The organism is Micromonospora sp. WMMD708 (assembly GCF_049315245.1).
GTDB lineage: Bacteria > Actinomycetota > Actinomycetes > Mycobacteriales > Micromonosporaceae > Micromonospora > Micromonospora wenchangensis.
On the sequence record NZ_CP186060.1, the window covers coordinates 2,443,485 to 2,464,020 of the forward strand.

The 20,536-nt window shown below is 74.9% G+C and carries 11 protein-coding genes; 6 read left to right on the plus strand and 5 right to left on the minus strand.

Annotation, left to right across the window (positions count from 1 at the left end):
* Positions 1–22: 22 nt before the first annotated feature.
* Entirely contained in the window at positions 23–7,903 is a 7,881-nt protein-coding gene (locus tag ACN260_RS10900; protein ID WP_422755841.1) for an SDR family NAD(P)-dependent oxidoreductase, read from the minus strand.
* Between the two features lie 914 nt (positions 7,904–8,817).
* Here ACN260_RS10900 and ACN260_RS10905 point away from each other — a divergent pair.
* Positions 8,818–9,669: a sulfite exporter TauE/SafE family protein gene (locus tag ACN260_RS10905; protein ID WP_422755842.1), complete on the plus strand. Its 852-nt coding sequence runs from the start codon at positions 8,818–8,820 to the stop codon at positions 9,667–9,669.
* Positions 9,670–9,911: 242 nt separating this feature from the next.
* Positions 9,912–10,751, plus strand: coding sequence for a fumarylacetoacetate hydrolase family protein (locus ACN260_RS10910; protein WP_422755843.1), 840 nt, complete (start codon positions 9,912–9,914; stop codon positions 10,749–10,751).
* A 65-nt stretch (positions 10,752–10,816) separates the two neighbouring features.
* Here ACN260_RS10910 and ACN260_RS10915 read toward each other — a convergent pair whose 3' ends face one another.
* Complete coding sequence (locus ACN260_RS10915) at positions 10,817–11,554, minus strand: SDR family NAD(P)-dependent oxidoreductase (RefSeq protein ID WP_422755844.1); 738 nt, start codon at positions 11,552–11,554, stop codon at positions 10,817–10,819.
* A gap of 204 nt (positions 11,555–11,758) precedes the next feature.
* On the opposite strand from ACN260_RS10915, the gene ACN260_RS10920 reads away from it, so the two are divergent.
* From ACN260_RS10920 to ACN260_RS10935, 4 genes are all read left to right on the plus strand, one after another.
* Positions 11,759–12,445, plus strand: coding sequence for a (Fe-S)-binding protein (locus tag ACN260_RS10920; RefSeq protein WP_422755845.1), 687 nt, complete (start codon positions 11,759–11,761; stop codon positions 12,443–12,445).
* Positions 12,442–13,884, plus strand: a complete 1,443-nt coding sequence (locus tag ACN260_RS10925; protein ID WP_422755846.1) for a lactate utilization protein B — start codon at positions 12,442–12,444, stop codon at positions 13,882–13,884. Before ACN260_RS10920 ends, ACN260_RS10925 begins: the two co-directional genes overlap by 4 nt.
* Positions 13,874–14,395: a LutC/YkgG family protein gene (locus tag ACN260_RS10930; RefSeq protein ID WP_422755847.1), complete on the plus strand. Its 522-nt coding sequence runs from the start codon at positions 13,874–13,876 to the stop codon at positions 14,393–14,395. Before ACN260_RS10925 ends, ACN260_RS10930 begins: the two co-directional genes overlap by 11 nt.
* Positions 14,396–14,484: 89 nt before the next feature.
* Positions 14,485–16,068: a DUF4139 domain-containing protein gene (locus tag ACN260_RS10935; RefSeq protein WP_422755848.1), complete on the plus strand. Its 1,584-nt coding sequence runs from the start codon at positions 14,485–14,487 to the stop codon at positions 16,066–16,068.
* Positions 16,069–16,116: 48 nt separating this feature from the next.
* Here ACN260_RS10935 and ACN260_RS10940 read toward each other — a convergent pair whose 3' ends face one another.
* The 3 genes from ACN260_RS10940 to ACN260_RS10950 all read right to left on the minus strand — a co-directional run bounded on the left by ACN260_RS10940 (position 16,117) and on the right by ACN260_RS10950 (position 20,501).
* Positions 16,117–17,649 carry a polysaccharide deacetylase family protein gene (locus tag ACN260_RS10940; RefSeq protein WP_422755849.1) on the minus strand — a complete coding sequence of 511 codons (1,533 nt, stop codon included), beginning with the start codon at positions 17,647–17,649 and terminating at the stop codon, positions 16,117–16,119.
* Positions 17,650–17,761: 112 nt separating this feature from the next.
* Positions 17,762–19,138 (minus strand): glycosyltransferase family 2 protein, encoded by a 1,377-nt coding sequence (locus ACN260_RS10945; protein WP_422755850.1) that lies wholly within the window; start codon positions 19,136–19,138, stop codon positions 17,762–17,764.
* A gap of 1 nt (position 19,139) precedes the next feature.
* On the minus strand, positions 19,140–20,501 hold the full coding sequence (locus ACN260_RS10950) for a nucleotide sugar dehydrogenase (RefSeq protein WP_422755851.1): 1,362 nt from the start codon (positions 20,499–20,501) through the stop codon (positions 19,140–19,142).
* Positions 20,502–20,536: the final 35 nt, after the last annotated feature.

Genomic DNA, 20,536 nt, shown 5'->3' on the forward strand with positions numbered 1-20,536 from the left:
GCGGGACGGCTCATCGACGCCCTCACCACCCGGAGGCGGTGTAGACGACCGAGGTGACCGACGCGTCGGCCCAGGCCAGCTCGCGCAGCAGGGCCAGCGCGCCCTCCTCCGGGTCGATCAGGCCGATGCCGCGCCGGGCGTACTCGCGGCTCAGCTCGGCGGTGACCATGCCGCCGTGACCGACACCGGGCGCCCACGGCCCCCAGTGGACGGTCACGGTGCGCACCCCGGTCCGGGCCGCGTACCGGGTGCCGATGGCGTCCAGGGCGTCGTTGGCCGCCGCGTAGTCGGCCTGCCCCCGGTTGCCGTAGGCGGCGGCGATGCTGCCGAAGAAGACCAGGAACCGCGGCGCGCCGGGCAGCGCGTCGAGGCCGGCCAGCAGCCCCCGGGCCCCGTCGACCTTGGTGTCGAAGACCCGGGTGAACGACGCCGGGTCCTTCTCGGCGATCAGCTTGTCCTCGATGATGCCGGCGGCGTAGACCACCCCGTCGAGGCGGCCGTACTCGGCGTGGATCCCGGCCAGCAGCGCGCGGGTCGCCGCCGCGTCCCGGACGTCCAGGCTGTGGTAGCGGACCTCGCCACCCAGCTCGGTCAGTTCCGCGATCGTCGCGCTCACCTCCCGGGCCGCCAGGACCGCCTGCGCGGTGCGGGAGATCTCGGCCGGCGAGGACAGCCCCCGCCGGGCCAGCACACCGACCAGTGCGGCGCGGTCGGTGGCGGCGGCCAGCTCCGGGTCCTCCGGGCCGGACGGCAGCGGGGTACGGCCGACCAGCTCGATACGGCAGCCGCTGGCCGAGGCGAGCGCCCGGGCGAACCACGGGGTGATGCCCCGCGCCCCACCGACCAGCACCACCACCGAGTCGCGTTCCAACCCGATCGCGGCGGCCTCGGACACCCCGTCGCCGGCCGGTCCGGCGCCCCCGGCGGCCAGCGCGCCCAGCTCGACCGGGACCAGGTCGGCGACGTAGCGGTCGTCGCCACGCCGGGCGACCACCGGGGCGTCGGCTGCGGTGAGCAGTTCGTCGAGCAGCTGCCGGGCCAGCACCTCCGGCGTCGCCGCCGGGTCCACCGCCACGAACCGGGCGGTCAGCCCCGGGTACTCGCGGGCGATCGTGCGGAACAGGCCGGGCATGCCGTCGGCCGCGCCGGTGACGTCCTGCGCCCCGGCGGCGAGCAGCCAGCGCGGGCCGGTGGCCAGGGCCCGCTGCAGCAGCGGGAACACGGCGGGCAGCAGCGGCTCGTCGAGGTTGGTCAGCCCGTCGAGCACCAGCACGCCGTCGAAGCCCTGGTCGGCCTGCTCGCTGTCGAGGACCCCCAACTGGCCGCCGGCGCCGTGCGCGCCGAGCAGCTCCGCCAGGTACGCCCCGACCGGCCCGCCGCCGGTGATCAGGAACCGCATGCCGGCGAGGGTGCCCGGGTCGACGCGCTGTCCGGGCTGGACGCTCTCGCGGGCGACCAGCCGCTTCGGCGCGATCCCCACCCCGACCTCGGTCGGCGCGGGCGACACGGCGGGTGCGGCGGCCGGCGCGGGGACACTCGCCGTCGGGGCGGCGGGCACGGCTGCCGGCGGGGTGACGGTCACCGTCGCGGTGACGGTGGTGTTCATCTTCTGGTCGAGCCAGGTGACCATGGCGCGGACGGTGCGGGCCTTGACGAGGTCTTCGAGTTCGCTTTCGTCGCCTTCGACGCTGAGGGAGAGGCGTTGGGCGACTTCGCCGGCTACTTCGGCGCGTTTGATGGAGTCGATGGAGAGGTCGGCTTCGAGGTCGAGGTCGAGTTCGATGAGGTCGACGGGGTAGCCGGTGCGCTCGCTGATCACGGTGAGGATCGCCTGCTGGAACTCCGCGAGGCTGGCCCCGGCCGGGGCGGCGGGCGCGACGGCCGGTGCGGCCACGGCCGGTGGGGCGGCCGGTGCCACCGCCGGGGCGAGCGCCAGCGGGCCGGTCGTGCTGGCCGAGACGTGGACGGTGCCGCTCATCTTCTGGTCGAGCCAGGTGACCATGGCGCGGACGGTGCGGGCCTTGACGAGGTCTTCGAGTTCGCTTTCGTCGCCTTCGACGCTGAGGGAGAGGCGTTGGGCGACTTCGCCGGCTACTTCGGCGCGTTTGATGGAGTCGATGGAGAGGTCGGCTTCGAGGTCGAGGTCGGGCTCGATGAGGTCGACGGGGTAGCCGGTGCGCTCGCTGATCACCGCCAGGATCGCCTGCTGGAAGTCCGCGGCGGTGACGCCGATCTGGTCGCCCGACGGCAGCGCGGCGGTCAGCGTGGCGGTGGTCGTGACGGTGCCGCTCATCTTCTCGTCGAGCCAGGTGACCATGGCGCGGACGGTGCGGGCCTTGACGAGGTCTTCGAGTTCGCTTTCGTCGCCTTCGACGCTGAGGGAGAGGCGTTGGGCGACTTCGCCGGCTACTTCGGCGCGTTTGATGGAGTCGATGGAGAGGTCGGCTTCGAGGTCGAGGTCGAGTTCGATGAGGTCGACGGGGTAGCCGGTGCGCTCGCTGATCACCGCCAGGATCGCCTGCTGGAATTCGGCCATGCCCGGTCCGGCCGGTGCGGCGACCGGAGCGGCGGGGGCGGCGACCGCAGCGGCCGGCGCGGCGACCGGGGCGGGGGCCGCGACGGGACCGCCGACGGCGGGGGAGACCGGCACGACGTCCGGGGTGACCGGCCGGGGCCGGGCGACCGTCGGCGCCGGGGCGATGGCCAGCGCCGTGCCGCCGTTCGGCCCGGCCGCGGTGGGGGCCGGGGTGGGGCGGGGGGCGACGGCGGGCGTCGGGGCCGGCGCGGGGGCGGCGGGCAGCGACCGGGGGGCCGGGGCGGGCGTCGGCGTGGGTGCCGGCCCGGCGTACCCCTCGACCCGGTACGCCCCGGTGGGCTCTGCGGCCGGCCGGCTGCCTCCGTCACCGGGGTCACCGAGGAAGGCGAGCATCACGTCCCGCTGGGTGGCGATCATCTCCCGCGTGGTGCGCAGGTATTCGCTGAGCAGCTCGCCCCGGATGTCCCGGACGGTGGCCGGCGCGGGCTCGTCGACGGTCCGGACGTCCCGGACGGTCGACGGTGCGGGGCCGCTGACGGTGCCGGTGGCGGCGCCGGGGGTGGTGGCGGTGCCATTGGCAGGGGTCATCGACAACTCCTTGATCCGTCGGGGAGGGGTCATGCCACCGGGAAGGCAGTTGCCGTGCTGGTCCCGGACGAGTTGGCCGTCGACCGTCCAGAGTGGACGACGGTTCGGTGCGGTGGTGGCGGCGCCGTCCGCGACCCGGCCGTGGAACAGCCAGTCGGTGCGGACCGGGGTGCCGGCGCAGGCGAGTTCGGCGACCGAGATCAGGAACCCGCGCAGGCCGTCGGCCGGGCCGCGTTCGCAGGCGACCGTCTGGTGCGGCCGGTCGCCGAGCACCGCCTGCACCAGCCGGCTGAGCACCTGACCGGGGCCGACCTCGACGAAGAGGCGGGCACCGGCGGCGTACATCGCCTCGATCTGCTCGACGAAGCGCACCGGCGCGCCGATCTGCTCGGCGAGGTGGTGGCGGACCTGGCCGGCGTCGCCGGAGTACGGGGCGGCGGTCAGGTTCGACCAGACCGGGATCCGCGGCTCGGTGATCGACCGGGCGGCGAGCACCTCGGCGAAGGTCTCCACCGCGCCGGCCACCACCGGGCTGTGGAAGGCGCAGGCGACCGGGATGGCGCGGGCCGACAGGCCGGCCTCCTTGAGCGCGATCACCGCCGACTGCACCTTCGCCGTCGGGCCGGAGACCACCACCTGCTGCGGGGCGTTCCGGTTGGCCAGCACCACCTCGCTGGTCAGGCCGGCCCCGGCGAGCACCTGGGCGACCTGCTCGGCGCTGGCGGCGACCGCCGCCATGGTGCCCGGGTCCTCGCCGCAGGCGTCGAGGATGGCCGCCGCCCGCTGCCGGCTCAGGTCGAGCAGGGTGGCCGCGTCGAACGCCCCGGCGACGCAGAGCCCGACGAGTTCGCCGTAGCTGTGGCCGGCGGTCATGTCGGGTCGGACGCCGAGGCGGCGCAGCAGGTGGTCCACGGCGAGGCCGCCGATGCCGAGCACCGGCTGGGCGGTACGGGTGTCGCGGACCGCGTCCTCCTGGGCGCGGCGGGAGTCCGGGTCGAACGCGGCCGGCGGGAAGAGCAGCTCCGCGGCCGCCTTGTCGAGTTCGAGGTAGTGCCGCAGCTCGGGGAAGGTGACGAAGAGTTCCCCGAGGGCGCCGGGGCGTTGGCTGCCCTGGCCGGGGAAGAGGAACGCCACCTGGCCGGGCCCGACCGGGTCGACCCCGCTCGGCTGGACCAGGCCCCGGGCCGGGTCGTGCTCGCCGGCCAGCGCCCGGTGCAGCAGGGTCTCCAGTTCGGCGAGGTCGCGGGCGACCACCGCGACCTGGGTCGTCCCGGGCCGGTTGGCGGACTTGGCGGCGACCGACGCGGCCAGCTCGGCCAGCCGTCCCGACCGGTTGCCGGTCCCGTCCGCGGCCAGGCTCTCCAGCAGCTGCCGGACGCCCTGGTGGGCGGCGGCCCGGTCGGTGCCCCGGAAGCAGAACAGCTCGGCCGGCCAGATCCGCTGTGCGTGCCGGGGCTCCGGCGCGTTGGCGTAGGCGCTGAGCACGACGTGGAAGTTGGTGCCGCCGAAGCCGAACGCGCTGACCCCGGCGATCCGCTCGGCGGCCGGCACGGGCCACGGGCGGGCCTCGGTGAAGAACGCGAACGGGCTCTGCTGCGGGTGCCAGGCCGGGTTGGGCCGTTCCAGGTGGATGGTGGGTGGGCGGATGCCGTGGTAGAGGGCGAGCGTCGCCTTGATCAGGCCGGCCAGCCCGGCGGCGCACTTGGTGTGCCCGATCTGGGACTTCACCGAGCCGAGCGCGCAGCTGCCCGGTTCGGCGCCGGCCTCGACGAACATCCGGGTCAGCGTCTCCAGTTCAGTGCGGTCGCCGACCACCGTGCCGGTGCCGTGCGCCTCCACCAGCCCGACCTCCCGGGGGGAGATGCCGGTGCGGTGGTAGGCCCGGTCCAGGGCCCGCCGCTGCCCGTCGGGGCGCGGTGCGGTCAGGCCGAGGGCCCGTCCGTCGCTGGCCCCGCCGAGCCCCTTGATCACGCCGTAGATCCGGTCACCGTCGCGTTCGGCGTCGGCCAGCCGCTTGAGTACGACGCACGCGACGCCCTCGCCGAGGGCGATCCCGTCACCGGTGCTGTCGAAGGGGCGGGACCGGCCGGTGGGGGACAGCGCGTGCGCCGAGGTGAACATCAGGTAGTCGTTGACCCCGTTGTGCAGGTCGGCCCCGCCGCAGATCATCAGGTCGCTGTCGCCGGCGACCAGTTCCTTGCAGGCGGCGTCCATCGCGGCCAGCGACGAGGCGCAGGCCGCGTCGATGGTGTAGTTCGGCCCGCCCAGGTCGAGCCGGTTGGCGACCCGGCCGGCGATCACGTTGGCCAGCACGCCGGGGAAGCTGTCCTCGGTGACCGTGGGCAGCAGCTCCTGCATCTGCTCGGGCACCTCGCCGAGGTACGCCGGCAGCATGGTGCGCAGGGTCTGCGCGTGTCCCATGTCGCTGCCGGCCTCCGCGCCGAAGACCACCCCGGTGCGGGCGTGGTCCGCGCCGGGTGCGTCGTACGGGTAGCCGGCGTCGACCAGGGCCCGGTGGGAGACCTCCAGGGCGAGCAGTTGGGTCGGGTCGATGCTGCTCAACGCGGCCGGGGGGATGCCGTAGCCGATGGCGTCGAACGGGACCGGGTCGATGAACCCGCCCCACTTGGAGACGCTGATCCGGCCGGTCTGCCCCGGCCCGACCTCGGGGGCGTAGTAGTGCTCGGTGTCCCACCGCTGCGGCGGGACCTCGGTGACGGTGTCGACGCCGCTGAGCACGGTGCGCCAGAAGCTGTCCAGGTCGGGGGAGCCGGGCAGCATGCAGGCCATCCCGACGATGGCGATGTCCAGCGGCGCGGGCGGCTCCTCGATCTCGACGGCCGGCGGCGCGAGCCGGGCCCGCAGCGCGTCGAGCCGGTCGGCGTGGAAGCCGCGTACCGCGGTGGTGACGTCGTCGTGCAGCTCGGCGACGGTGGTGGCGCGGTCGCGCAGCACGGCCACCTGGCCGGCCATGAACAGCCCTTCGCTGGCCTGGACGCTCTCGTCGACGGACTCGACGACGTCGCCGGAGCGGCGCAGGCCCTTGCTGGCGATCCGCAGCCGGCCGACGTTGAGCAGCTCCAGTTGCTCCCACACCTCGCGGTTCTCCGCCCCGGCACCCTCCAGTTGGGTGCGCAGCTGGTGGAAGTCGTCGACGAACGGGGTGTGCAGGCAGCGGGTGGCGTGCCCGGGAGCGGTCTCCAGCAGCGCCGTGTGCTCGGCGGTGAGCGCCTCACGCTGGAACAACGGCTGGACCGCGCCGTGGGTCACGGCCTCGGCGGTGAACAGGTAGGCGGTGCCCATCAGCACGCCGATCCGGGCGCCCCGGCGGGCCAGTGGCGCGGCCATTGTGGCCACCATCGCCGCCGAGCGGGCGTCGTGCACCCCACCGGCGAAGAAGATCTGCAACTGGGCGCCGGCGGCGGGATCGGTGTCGAGGTAGTCGTCGAGCACCGCCAGTTGGGCCTCCCACAGCGGGAAGCTCGCCCGGGGTCCGACGTGCCCGCCGCATTCGGCGCCCTCGAAGATGAACTTGCGTGCGCCGGAGCGCAGGAACTGGCGCAGCAGGCCGGGGGAGGGCACGTGCAGGAAGGTGCTGATCCCCTGCTCCTCCAGGGCGCGGGCCTGCGGCGGGCGGCCCCCGGCGATGATCGCGCAGGCGGGCCGGATCTCCTGGATGACCTCCAGTTGGGCGGCGCGCAGCTCCTCGGGGGCGAAGCCGAGCACCCCGACGCCCCACGGGCGGTCGCCGAGCTGGGCGGCCGTCTCGGTGAGCATCCGGCGGCACTGGTCGGCCGAGTTGAGGGCGAGCGCGATGAACGGCAACGCGCCGCCGTCGGCGACGGCGGCGGCGAAGGACGCCTCGTCGCTGACCCGGGTCATCGGGCCCTGGGCGACGGGCACCCGTACCCCGAGGGCCTCGGCCAGGGGGGCGTGCGGCTGGAGCAGGTCGGCGGCGTCGGGGCCGTCGACGGCGTCGAGCATCGCCGCGCGCATGCCGCGTACGGCGGCGGCGGTGTCGGGCCAGCGGTCGGCGAAGGCCGCCGCCAGCCAGCCGTCCTGGCCGACCGGGAGCAGTTCGGTGTCGCCCTGGTGCGGGCCGCCCCGGCGGATGCCGCGTACGCCGTCGCGCAGCACGGTCTCCGAGCCGTCCATCCGCCGGATGACGGCCTGCACGTCGGCCGGCAGTTCCGACTCGGGCATCAGGGCGAGCTGGGTGTCCAGCACCACGCCTGCCGCGCCACCGACCAGGCAGGCTCCGGCGGTGCGCGGGCCGATCCCGCCGGCCACCCAGACCGGCAGGTCGAGGGTGTCGTCGGCGACGAGCTGCTGGAGCAGGACGAAGGAGCTGAGCTCGCCGACCCGGCCGCCGCCCTCCATGCCGCGGGCGATCAGCCCGTGCGCGCCGGCGGCCGCCGCGGCGTGGGCCTCCGCCCGGCTGGTCACCTCCACCAGCACCCGGTGGTGTCCGGTGATCTCGGCCAGCGGCCACGGGCTCGTCGGCTCGACCACGATCAGGTCCACCCGGCCGGCGGCGGCGCGGTCCACCTCGGCGGGGCTGGCCTGGCAGCCGGCCGGGACCCGGATGCCGACCGGGGCGGACGACCAGCTGGCGGCGCGGGCGAGCGCCCGCAGCGACCAGTCGTCGCCGGTGGCCAGGTCGATGATGCCGCGTCCACCACCGGCCGCGGTGGCGGCCGTGATCCGTGGGCCGGGTTCCAGGACGCCGACGGGGTTGACGACCAGGATCAGGTCACGTGTGTACGGTGCGCTACTCATCGGGCTCCCACTTTGGTCGCGACGGATCGCGTGCTGACTAGGGGATTTGCCGGCAGCAGGCCGGCGGACGCGTGCTGATTTGCCGCAGTAAATGTCGCACTGCGTCACAATCTAACGTCGCCTAGTTACAGCCCGGTTAAATTCGACGATCATCGGGCGTGGGATGAAGATTTCCTACCAAGGCTACCGGATATGCCGTCGGGTTAACCAGGCACGATGTTCGTCGATGCGACCCGGCTGCCACCAGATCGTGCCATCGATGCTTGTCCAGTCATTTGCAGTTTTATTTCCAAACTGTTTTCTGGTGACCCGCGAAGTCCCTGGTAGTGGAGATCGGAGCTTCCCGTATCCCACTATGTGGAACAGGTCTTGCCATCGATTGCCGTATACATCAAAGATCCGTATCGGTATTCATGCCGTCATTACCCATCGATTAGCTGTGGCATTCACGAGGCGAGGTGGGATTGGTATTCGATCTTTAGACTCCCTGGTGGGGCGCGGATTGATTGCCGACCGCGCATCCGTCCCACCCATCGCCGCTGACCTCGGCGGTGACCGCCGACCGGGCGACGAAGCCCTGCAGGCGTCACCGATAACGGCTCTGGGCTGGCCAAACGCCACCCCATGACGACGGTTGACGTACTCCCTTAACGAACGTTTCACGCACTGTCCGCCGGGTGGTCGTACCCGCTCGTGACAGGCGCTCTGCGGGGGCGATTCCTCCGGCAGCACCGACCTCTGCACAGGCCGCGACCAGCCGGGACGGCCGTCACCGCAACGGTGGTCCGCCCCGGCCGCGCAGGCCTTCCCAATTCCCTTCCTGATCGGCGGTAATTGTGCGTAGCCTGCTTCTTCTTGCCCTTGTCGGCCTCGGTGCGCAACTGGTCGACGGCAGTCTCGGGATGGCGTACGGCGTGACATCCACCACATTGTTGCTGGCTCTCAACACAGGGGCGGCGAGCGCGTCGGCGACCGTTCACCTGGCCGAGATCGGCACCACCCTCGTCTCCGGCGCCGCCCACTGGAGGTTCGGCAACGTCGACTGGACGGTGGTCCGTCGGGTCGGCGTGCCGGGTGCCATCGGGGCGTTCGCCGGGGCGACCTTCCTGTCCAGCCTGTCGACCGCGACCGCGGCCCCGATCATGTCGCTGATCCTGCTGACCCTCGGCCTCTACGTGCTGATCCGGTTCACCGTCGCCGGCCTGCCCCGGGACCGGGTCGGCCTGCCCCTGCGCAAGCGCTTCCTCGGCCCGCTGGGGCTCGTCGCCGGCTTCGTCGACGCGACCGGGGGCGGCGGCTGGGGGCCGGTCGGCACCCCGGCGATCCTGGCCAGCGGCCGGCTGGAACCCCGTCGGGTGATCGGCTCGATCGACACCAGCGAGTTCCTGGTGGCGGTCGCCGCCAGCCTGGGTTTCCTGGTCGGCATCGGTTCGCAGAACATCAACTTCGGCTGGGTGGGCGCGCTGCTGCTCGGCGGCATGATCGCCGCGCCGATCGCCGCCTGGCTGGTGCGGATGGTCCCGCCCCGGGTGCTCGGCTCCGCCGTCGGCGGGGTCATCGTGCTGACCAACATCCGCACCCTGCTGCGCAGCGAGTGGATCGGCGCCCCGGACGCCGTCCGGTACGCCTGCTACCTGGTCGTCGTGCTGCTCTGGGCGGCGGCGGTGACCTGGTCGCTGCGCCGGCACCTGGCCGACCGGCAGACCGCGCCGGTCGCCGTCGGCCCGGAGAGCGGTGCCGGCGAGCCCGCCATCACCTCGAGCTGACCCCCGGCGGCCGGCGGCTGCTCGACCTCCCTGGCCGGGAACAGGTCGACGAGCCGCCGGCCGCCGCTACCCGCCCGCCCGGTGTCCACCGGGGACCGCCGGGCGGTCGCCCGTCCCGATGCGGTCCGCCCATCGCGGTCGGGCGACGCGGCGGGGCCGTCGTGCGGTACCGGGCGGACCGGTGCGCTGATCTACGCTCCTGGATGGCGTCGACGGGACGCCCGATCGCGGAGAGGCAGCGGATGAAGCTGATGCGGGTGGGCCCGGCCGGCGCGGAACAGCCGGTGCTGTACGCCGACGGGCGGCACTACGACCTGTCCGCGCTTACCCCCGACATCGACGGCGCGTTCCTCGCCTCCGGCGGCCCCGACCGGGTCCGGGCGGCCCGCGACCTGCCGGAGCTGGACGTCACCGGGATGCGGGTCGGCCCGCCGGTGGCCCGCCCCGGCGTGGTGCTGTGCGTCGGGCAGAACTACGCCGCGCACGCCGCCGAGTCCGGTGTCGTCCCGCCCGGGACCCCGATCGTCTTCTACAAGGCGCCCAACACCGTGGTCGGCCCGTACGACGACGTGCTGGTGCCCCGGGGCGCCACCGCCACCGACTGGGAGGTGGAGCTGGCCGTGGTCATCGGCCGGCGGGCCCGCTACCTGGAGTCGCCCGCGCAGAGCCTCGCCCACGTCGCCGGCTACCTGGTCGCCAACGACGTGTCCGAACGCGACTTCCAGCTGCGCGACTCCGGTGGCCAGTGGTCCAAGGGGAAGTCCTGCGAGACGTTCCAGCCGCTCGGCCCGTGGCTGGTCACCCCGGACGAGATCCCCGACGTGCAGGACCTCGGGTTGCGTTCCTGGGTCAACGGCGAGCCCCGCCAGGACTCCCGCACCGCAGACATGATCTTCGACGTGGCGTACCTGATCTGGCACCTGTCGCAGTACACGGTCCTCGACCCGGGCGACGTGATCAACACCGGTACGCCGGAGGGGGTGGCCCTGTCCGGCCGGTTCCCCTACCTGCGCCCCGGTGACGTGGTGGAGGTCGAGGTGGACGGTCTGGGCCGGCAGCGGGTCACCATGGCGGCGGCCTGACCGGCGGCGGGGGAGCCGCCGCCGGGTCGGCACCGGCCGGGGGAGTCCGGGACCGCAGCTCCGGGTCAGCGGACCAGCCGCAGGCCGGACATGCCGCCGTCGACGGCCAGCGCGGTGCCGGTGGTCGCCCCGGAGACCGGGGAGGCCAGGAAGGCGACCGCCTGGGCCACCTCGTCGGCGGTGACCAGCCGGCCGGTGGGCTGCCGGGCGGCCAGCCGGCGCTTCTCGGTGGCCGGGTCCTGCGCCCCGGCGAGCAGCCGGGCCACCCACGGGGTGTCCACCGTGCCCGGCGCCACCGTGCACACCCGGATGCCGTCGCCCACCAGGTCGGCGGCCATCGCCAGGCTGAGCGCGTGCACCGCGCCCTTGGTGGCCGAGTAGACGGCCCGGTCGACCAGGCCCGCCGTCGCGGCGATCGAGGTGATGCTGACGATGGCGGCGCTGGTCGAACGGCGCAGATGCGGCAGGGCCGCCCGGCAGGCGCGGGCCACCCCGACGACGTTGACGTCCAGGCACCGGTGCCACTCGGCGTCGTCGGCGGCCTCCACCGCACCCACCGCGCTGACCGCCGCGCAGTTCACCAGCACGTCGAGACCGCCCAGGGTCGCCGCGACCCGGTCCATGGTCTGCTCCAGCGGGGCGGTGACGTCGGCGGTGAGCCGCAGGTGCGCCCCGCCGGACCCGGGATCGCGGTCGAGCACGGCGACCCGTGCCCCGCGTACGGCCAGCAGGTCGGCGACCGCCGCGCCGATGCCCGAGCCACCCCCGGTCACGGCGGCCACCAGGCCCTCGAAATCCGTCATCTCGACACCTCGTCGACGGGCGGTGGAGGCCGGGGGACGCCCACCCGCGCCCGACGCCCACCGGGCCGGCGCGCCGCGACGACCGACGGGCCGCCGGCCCGCCCCGCCGGTGCGCAGGATGCCGCACCCCGCGCCGACTGCATAGATCATATAGAATCCGTCAATCACGTCCCGGCCCTGCGAGGGGCACGGCGAGGGGGCACGGTGCGCATCGCGTTGTTCGTCACCTGCCTCAACGACGCGTTCTTCCCCCGGGTCGGCATCGCCACCGTGACCCTGCTGGAGCGGCTCGGCCACACCGTCACCTTCCCCGCCGGGCAGAGCTGCTGCGGCCAGCTGCACGCCAACACCGGCCACCGCGCCCCGGCCCGCGACCTGGAACGGCACACCGAGGCGGCGTTCGCCGGCCACGACGTCGTCGTCTCGCCGTCCGGCTCCTGCGTGGCCCACCTGCGGGCGCACACCCGGCTGCCGGTGTACGAGCTGTCCGAGCTGCTGGTGGACGTGCTCGCGGTGACCGACGTGGGGGCCCGCTTCCCGTACCGGGTCACCTACCACCCGACCTGCCACGGGCTGCGGATGCTGCGGCTGGGCGACCGGCCGCTGCGGCTGCTCGCCGCCGTGCGCGACCTGGAACTGCTGCCGCTGCCCGAGCCGGAGCAGTGCTGCGGCTTCGGTGGCACCTTCGCGCTGAAGAACGCCGCCGTCTCCGGGGCGATGCTCGCCGACAAGTGCGCCCACGCGGTCGCCACCGGCGCCGACTACCTGGCCGCCGCCGACAGCTCGTGCCTGGCCCACATCGGCGGTGGCCTGGCCCGCCGCCCCGACGCCCCGCGACCCGTCCACTACGCCGAGATCCTCGCCGCCACCGGTGCGGGGGCGACCGGATGACGCCCCCGCCGGGCCGGCAGCTGCCGATCGTGGCGGCCACCCCGTTCCCCCGGGCGGCGGCCGGCGCGCTGCGCGACGCCCAGCTCCGGGCCACCCTGGGCCGGGCCACCCGCACCATCAGGGAGAAGCGGGCCGCCGTGGTGGCCGAGGTGCCCGACTGGGAACGGCTGCGCGAGCGGGCGGCCCGGGTCAAGGACGACGTCATCGACCGGCTGCCCGAGTTGGTGGACCGGTTCACGCGGGCGGCCACCGCCGCCGGGGCGAGCGTGCACCACGCCGCGGACGCCGCCGCCGCCAACGCACTGGTCACCGGGCTGGTCCGGGCGCAGGGCGTCGACCGGGTGGTGAAGGTCAAGTCGATGGCGACCCAGGAGATCGGCCTCAACGAGGCGCTCGCCGCGGCGGGTGTCACGGCGGTGGAGACCGACCTGGCCGAGCTGATCGTGCAACTCGCCGACGACACCCCGTCGCACATCCTGGTGCCGGCGATCCACTACCACCGGGGGCAGATCCGCGAGCTGTTCGCCCGCCGGATGCCCGGCTTCACCGCCGACTCGGACGACCCGGCGGTGCTGGCCGGCGCCGCCCGGGAGTACCTGCGGCGGACGTTCCTGTCGGCCCGGGTCGCCATCTGCGGGGCAAACTTCGCGATCGCGGAGACCGGCTCCCTGGTGGTCGTCGAGTCCGAGGGCAACGGCCGGATGTGCCTGACCCTGCCGGACACCCTCATCGCCGTGGTCGGGGTCGAGAAGCTGCTGCCCCGGCTCACCGACCTCGGCGACTTCCTGCGGCTGCTGCCGCGTTCGTCGACAGGTGAGCGGATGAACCCGTACACCTCGATTTTCACCGGGGTGACGCCCGGCGACGGGCCGCGCCGGCTGCACGTCGTGCTGCTCGACAACGGCCGCCGCCGGATTGCGGCGGACCCGGTGGGGCGGGCGGCGTTGCGCTGCATCCGCTGCTCGGCCTGCCTGAACGTGTGCCCGGTGTACGAGCGGGTCGGCGGCCACGCGTACGGCTCGGTCTATCCCGGGCCGATCGGCGCGATCCTCTCGCCCCAGCTCACCGGGCAGGACGCCGGCCACAACGCGACCCTGCCGTACGCCTCGACGCTCTGCGGGGCCTGCTACGACGTCTGCCCCGTCAAGATCGACATCCCGGCGATCCTGGTGCACCTGCGCCAGACAGGGCCGAAGCCGGCCGCCGAACGCGCGGCGATGGCGTGGCTCGCCTGGACGATGCGCGACCGCCGGCGGTGGCGGGCGGCGCTGCGCACGGCCCGCTCCGGCGGCCGGCCGCTGCGGGTGCTCACCCGGCGGCACGGCGGGCGGCTGCGCCGGGCGCCGTGGCCGCTGTCGGCCTGGACCGCGCACCGCGACGCCCCGCTGCCGGCCGGGGAGTCCTTCCGCGACTGGTGGCGGCGGACCCATGACTCCTGAGCTGGGCGCGCTGTTCGCCGCCCGCGCCGGTGACTACCGCGCCGGCGTGCACCCCTGCACCCCGGCGGAACTGCCCGAACTGCTCGCCACCCTGCTCGCCGGGGCCACCGCCGTGGTGCTGCCGGCCGGGACCCCGCCGCAGTGGACCGCCCGGCTGGGCCCGCCCACCCTCCCCGGTGACACCCTCACCGCCACCGAGCTGGACGCGCCCGGCCTGGCCGTGCTCACCGGCTGCGCGCTCGCCGTCGCCGAGACCGGCACCCTGGTCCTCGACGGGGGCCCGGCGCAGGGCCGCCGCCTGCTCACCCTGGTCCCCGACCACCACGTCTGCGTGGTCCGGGCCGCGCAGATCGTGGCCGACGTGCCCGACCTGGTCCGCGCCCTGCCCGACCCGACCCGCCCGCTCACGATGATCTCGGGGCCCTCCGCCACCAGCGACATCGAGCTGAGCCGGGTGGAGGGCGTGCACGGCCCGCGCCGCCTCGACATCGTCTGCCTGCCACCGGGATAGCCGGTCCGGCGGCCGGCCCACCCGCCGGCCCACCCGCCGGCCCGGCCGCCGGTCCGGCCGGCGTGCGTACCCCGGCTACCCTCGCCGCCGTGGACGCTGTGGAGATCGAAGCACCCGTGGTCGCCGTCACCGTGTATCCGGACCGGGCCCGGGTCACCCGCCGGGCGGGCATCCGGCTGGCCGCCGGTGAGCACCGGCTCCGGATCGCCCCGCTGCCGCTACGGCTGCGCCGGGACTCGCTGCGCACCGGCGGCGGGGGCGCGGCCACCGTCCTCGGCGTGGAGGTGAGCACCTGGCGGCAGGCCCGCAGCACCGACGCCCAGGTCGACACGCTCACGCAGCGGGCCCGGGAACTGGCCGACGAACTCGCCGAGACCGACGACGCCGCCGAGGTCGAGACGCAGCGGCAACAGTTCCTCACCCGGCTGGCCGACCGGGCCGGCGGCACGTACGCGCGCACGCTGGCCGCCGGTGACGCCGCCCCGGCCGACGTGACGTCCTTCGCCGACGCGGTCGCCGCCCAGCTCACCGACTCCCACCGCCGCCGACGCGGGCTGGCCCGGCGACGTGTCGACCTGACCGAGGAACTGGCGGCCGTGCAGCGGCAGGTGGCCGACGCGGGCGGCAAACGGGCACCGGACCGGCTGGCCGCCGACGTGACGGTCGCCGTGGACGCCGACGACACCACCGTGGACCTGGAGCTGACCTACCTGGTCGACGGGGCCCGCTGGCAGTCCTCCTACGACCTGCGGCTGGTCGGCGACGCCATGACGGTCACCTGGTCCGCCCTGGTCACCCAGGACACCGGCGAGGACTGGCCGGAGTGCGCGCTGCAGCTGTCCACCGCCCGCCCGGCGGCCGCCGCCGGCGTACCGGAGTTGTCGCCCTGGTACCTCGACCGGGTCCGGCCGGTGCCGGTGGCGCGGGCGGCGGCGAGCTTCGGAGCGCCACCGCCGCCCGCGCCCGCCGCGGCCCCGGCCGGCGGCGGTGGGGCGGCCCGCGCGGGCGGGCCAGGGCCGCTGGTGCGCGACAGCGTCGCCGAGGTCGAGCAGGGCGTCACCGCCGCGACCTACCGCCCGGCCCGCCCGGTGGCGGTGCCCGCCGACGGCAGCGCCTACCGGGCCGTGATCGCCGTGCTGGACCTGCCGGTCCGCCTCGACCACGTGACCGTGCCGCTGCGGGCCGCCGAGGCGCACCTGCGGGCGACGGTCCGCAACACCTCCACGCACACCCTGCTGCCCGGCCCGGCGGCGGTGTTCCACGACACCGACTTCGTCGCCACCACCCGGCTGCCGACCTGGGCGCCCGGCGAGGAGACCGAGGTGGCGCTCGGAGTGGACGACCGGGTCCGGGTGGAACGCGAGCTGACCCGGCGCTCCGACACCCGGGCCGCGCTCGGCTCCACCCGGCGGCGGGACGTGGAGTACCGGATCAGCGTGGCCAACCACACGCCGCGACCGGCGACGGTGGAGGTCCGCGACCAGCTGCCGGTCTCCCGCGACGAGGCGGTGACCGTCCGGGAGGCCACCGTCGTCCCGCCGCCGGACGAGCGCACCGAGCTGGGCGAGCTGACCTGGCGGCTGCGGCTCGGGCCGGGGGAGGGCGGCGACATCACCCTCGGGTTCCGGGTCGAACTCGGCAAGGGCGTCGAGCTGGCCGGCTGGCGGGAGTGACCGCGTTCCCGCCGCGACCCGCCCGGCCGGCCGGGCGGGTCGCGGCGGTCACCCGACGGCCGTCACGGTGAGCGCGGCGACCGACGGGTGGGGCCGCCCCTGCGCGTCGTCGATCGCCACGGCCAGTCCGCCGGTGGCCCCCGGCCCGGTGGGGGTGACCACCCGCAGGGCCGGACCGCCGTCGACCCTGGCCACCGTCTCCCCGTCGCGCACGGTGACCGTGACCCGGTGCGTGGCGGCCGGGTCCACGACGGCCTCGGCGACCACCGTGCCGGCGCGCAGCACCGTTAGCCGGCCGTGGGCCACCCGGACCGAGACCGTGGCGTCGCCGTTCACCCCGACCAGCAGGGTGACGGTGCCGCCGTCGGCGCGCAGGCCGCGCACCGTGGCGTCGGCCGTGTAGCCGGTCCAGTCCGCGCTGGCGTACGCGAGCAGGGTGCCGTAGGCGCGGCGTGGGCTGTCGGCGGGGAACCGGCCGCCGGTCAGCGGGGACAGCTCGGTCATCGGCTCGCCGTGCTGGTCACGCCAGTCCCAGGGACGGGCGAACGGGTCGGTCACCACGGCGGGCAGAGCGGTGCGTTCGACGACCGCGCTGACCAGTTCGGCGGCGCTGGTCCGGGCGTACACCTCGGCCCGCTCGACCTGCCCGTCGGCGGCCGAGCGGCGGCTGCTCGGTTGCGGGGCGAGCGACTTGTTGGTCAGCGCGGCGACGAACCGCTCGGCGATCAGGTCGCGGCTGAAGGCCGCGGCCTCCGGGTCGGTCGTCGCGTCCCCGATCTCGGAGAACGGGTACGCGAACAACTGCGGGCGGGGCAGCCGGTGGGCGGTGAACGCGGCGAACATCGCGTCGAAGTCGGCGGTCAACCGCTGCCGGTAGCCGGCCAGGCTCTCGCGCGTGCCGGTGGCCGGCTCCCACCGCCGGTGGGTCAGCGGGGAACCGAGCCGCCCCGGCGCGGTCTGCACCCGGGTGTGCAGGTCGTGGGTGTGCGCCTGGAAGTCCCACCGGCCGGAGCGGCTCATCCGGTCGATCTCCGCCCAGCTCAGGTAGTACGGCCGGTGGGTACCCACCTGCCCGGTGATCAGGTAGGAGGCGGCCACCATCCGGTGCCGTTCCAGGATCGGGTCGGCGTACGACCACAGGCCCCGGGTGCCGTCGTCGAAGGTGAGGTAGACCGACCGGGCCGGTATCTCGCCGCCGCGCAGGTAGTCGACGTACTGGGCCGAGGAGATCGTCCGGTAGCCGGCGGTGCGCAGGGCGGTGAGCTGGGCGTCGAACGCCTCCGGGGTGACCACGTAGTGCTCCCGGCCGGTCGGCTCGGTCGCCGCCGGGTCGTCGCCGTGCGGCCGGATGTCGTGGTACGCGACCACCACCGGCGCGGCCCGGTCCGGCAGCCGCGCGGCCGTCTCGGTGAAGCGGCGCAGGTCGGCGGGGTCGACCCGGGTGACCGGGGTGTCGTGCTGCCCGCTGACGTGGCGACGCAGGTCGTCGAGGTACCAGGACACCCCGAAGGGCGCCGCCACCACCAGCAGGGTGACCAGCGACAGCAGCCCGCCGAGCGCGCGTGGCCAGAGCCGGCTCACCGGAGCACCCCGCCCCGGGTGAACACCACCGCGTAGAGCAGCACCAGCGTCCCCGCCCCGGCGAGGGTGAGCGCCACCCGGGCCAGCCGGGTCAGCAACCGCCGCCCGGCGTTCACACCGTGCTCCGCGACCACACGCCGCGCCGGATCGTCCCCACCGACCAGGGCAGCAGCCAGGACAGCACGGCCGCGGAGAGCACGCTCATCAACGGCCGGTACGCCCAGCGCGGGTCACCCGGGTTGTCCAGCCGGTAGGCCAGCCCCCACGCGGTGCCCTTGAGCAGCACCCCGCACAGGTAGAGCAACGGCACCGCCCACCAGCCGCGCAGCGGCGCCCAGACCAGGTGGGAGAAGGCCATCGCCGGGGCCAGCGCCACCCACAGCGCGTGTCCGTAGTAGAGCGCGGCCGGGCCGGGCCCCCGCCGCCACATGAACGTGCCGGTGAAGAACAGGTTCCGCACGTAGCTCTTCTTCCAGCGGGTCTGCTGACGCAGGAACGGCCGCAGCCGGGCCGGCACGGTGGTCCACACCTTCGCCGAACGGACGTAGCCGACCCGCCAGGCGCGGGGCGGGTGGTCCTCGTCGCGGACGAACGGCGAGTCGGCGAAGCGCCGCTTGAGCCGGTCGCCGATCCAGCGTTGCCCCAGCACGTAGCCGGTGAGCTGCCGGTCGGTGGCGAACCGGAACTCGCCGCCGAGGAACCGGTCGGCGGCCCAGGCGGGTAGGTAGTTGAGCACCGCCTCCCGCCGGAACACCGCCAGCGGGCCGGAGACGCAGGTGACCGCCCCGAACGACGCCTCGGCCGCCTTGGAGACCCGGAACTGGCCCTCGTACCAGACGTCCTGCACCCGGCTGAGCAGCGACTCGTCGGGGTTGAGCGCGCGGGCGTGGCCGCTGACCGCGCCGAGGTCCGGTCGCCGCAGCAGCGCCTCGACGCAGCGTCCCACCGCGTCCGGGGCGAGCACGCAGTCGGAGTCGGTGAAGGCGAGCACCTCGCCGGTGGCGTGCCGGGCGGCGTGCACCAGGGCCCGCTTCTTGCCGACGTTGCGGGGCAGGTGCAGCACGGTGACCGGGAGTTCGGCGGCGAGCCGGTCGAGTACCTCGGCGGTGCCGTCGGTGGAGCCGTCGTCGACCACGATCACCTGCAACGGGCGGTGCTCGCTGCCGGTCATCGACCGGACACACGCCTCGATGCCGTCGGCCTCGTCCTTCACCGCCACCAGCAGGCTGACCGTCGGGGACGGCGGCAGCGGCGGGAATTCGGCGGCGTGCCGGGGCTGCGCCGGCGCCTCGGCCGGGTCGACGTAGCGGGCGTAGGCCAGGTAGAACACGGCTACGGTGGCGGTGAGCACGGCGAAGCCGTAGAACGCCAGCAGCGGGGCGTACGGCAGCTGGGGCAGCTGGCGGGCCAGCAGCACGATCAGCGGCAGGAGCGCGAGCACGGTGAGCAGCCGGCGCATGCCGCGCCGGACGGGGGCGGTCACCGGCATCTCAGACGACCTCCCGTCGGGGCAGCCCGGCCAGCCGGTAGGTGGCGTCGAGCACCATCGGCTGCCCGCTCAGCCACGCCTCGTCCAGGCCGGCCTGGCGGGTGTGCACGACCACCAGGTCCCACTCCCGGTCGGCCGGGTCGGCGAGGCGGTGCAGGAGCTGGCCGTCGGGGGTGCGGACCGTGTCGACGAGGTCGTCGACGAAGGCGACGTCCGCGCCGGCCCGGACCAGCTCACCGATGATCTCCAGCGCGGGGGACTCCCGGACGTCGGCGACCCCCGGCTTGTAGGTCACGCCGGCCAGCAGCACCCGGGCTCCGAGCAGCGGGCGGCCGGCCCCGGCGAGCAGTTCCCGGATCCGGTCGACGACCCGTCGGGGGCGGGCGGCGATCCCCCGCATCGCGGTCTCGATCAGGGGCGCCTCGCGGCGCTGCCCACGCACCTGCCAGAGCAGGTAGTGCGGGTCGCACGGAATGCAGTGCCCGCCCACCCCCGGGCCGGGCTGGAAGGCCATGAACCCGTACGGCTTGGTGTCCGCCCCGTCGATCACCTCGGTGACGTCCAGGTGCAGCTCCCGGCAGAGGTCGGCGAACTCGTTGGCCAGGGCGATGTTCACCGCCCGGAAGGTGTTCTCCAGCAGCTTGGTCATCTCGGCGGCCTCGGGCGAGCCGAGCCGGTGCACCAGGGGGGTGATCCGGGCCAGTGCGGCGGCGGCACGGGCGGTGCAGTCCGGGGTGGTGCCGCCGACGACCCGGGGGGTCAGTTCCTGCCGGTGCCGGTCGTTGCCGGGGTCGACCCGTTCCGGGGCGAACGCCACGAAAACCTCCTGCCCGACCCGCAGGCCCCGGGCGGCCAGCGGCGCGACCAGCAGCTCGCGGGTGGTGCCGACGTAGCTGGTGGAGGTGAGCACGATGGTCTGGCCGGGGCGGGCGTGGGCGACCACCGCCGCACAGGCGGCCCGCAGCGCGGTGAGGTCGGGGGCGAGGTGCCGGTCCACCGGGGTGGGCACGCAGATCAGCACGGTGTCGGCGTCGGCGATCTCGGCGACCGCGGTGGTGAGGCGCAGTGCCGGGTCGGTGGCCCGCAGCGTCTCGCGGAGCCGCTCCCGGTCGTCGTCGAGCAGGTCGGCCCGGTCGGCCCGGATGTCGTCGAGCCGGTCCGGGGAGATGTCCACCCCGGTCACCCGGGCGCCCCCGGCGACCAGGGCCAGGCTCGTCGGCAGGCCCACGTAGCCGAGGCCCACCACGGCGGTACGCGCACCCGGGCCGGCGGCGACGGCGGCGGCCGGCTCCGGCGGGGCGACGGGGGAGGCGGGTGCGCGGTTCGGGACGTCGGCCCGGGCGGCGGGCAGGAGCTGCGACATGGTCGGTGGCCCTCACGGAAGGTGAACGGGGATGA

Excerpts from the sequence above, each read along its gene's own strand:
- ACN260_RS10900 (WP_422755841.1), bottom strand. The coding sequence starts at position 7,903 with ATGAGTAGCGCACCGTACACACGTGACCTGATCCTGGTCGTCAACCCC.
- ACN260_RS10910 (WP_422755843.1), top strand. The coding sequence starts at position 9,912 with ATGAAGCTGATGCGGGTGGGCCCGGCCGGCGCGGAACAGCCGGTGCTG.
- ACN260_RS10915 (WP_422755844.1), bottom strand. The coding sequence starts at position 11,554 with ATGACGGATTTCGAGGGCCTGGTGGCCGCCGTGACCGGGGGTGGCTCG.
- ACN260_RS10925 (WP_422755846.1), top strand. The coding sequence starts at position 12,442 with ATGACGCCCCCGCCGGGCCGGCAGCTGCCGATCGTGGCGGCCACCCCG.
- ACN260_RS10930 (WP_422755847.1), top strand. The coding sequence starts at position 13,874 with ATGACTCCTGAGCTGGGCGCGCTGTTCGCCGCCCGCGCCGGTGACTAC.
- ACN260_RS10945 (WP_422755850.1), bottom strand. The coding sequence starts at position 19,138 with ATGCCGGTGACCGCCCCCGTCCGGCGCGGCATGCGCCGGCTGCTCACC.
- ACN260_RS10950 (WP_422755851.1), bottom strand. The coding sequence starts at position 20,501 with ATGTCGCAGCTCCTGCCCGCCGCCCGGGCCGACGTCCCGAACCGCGCA.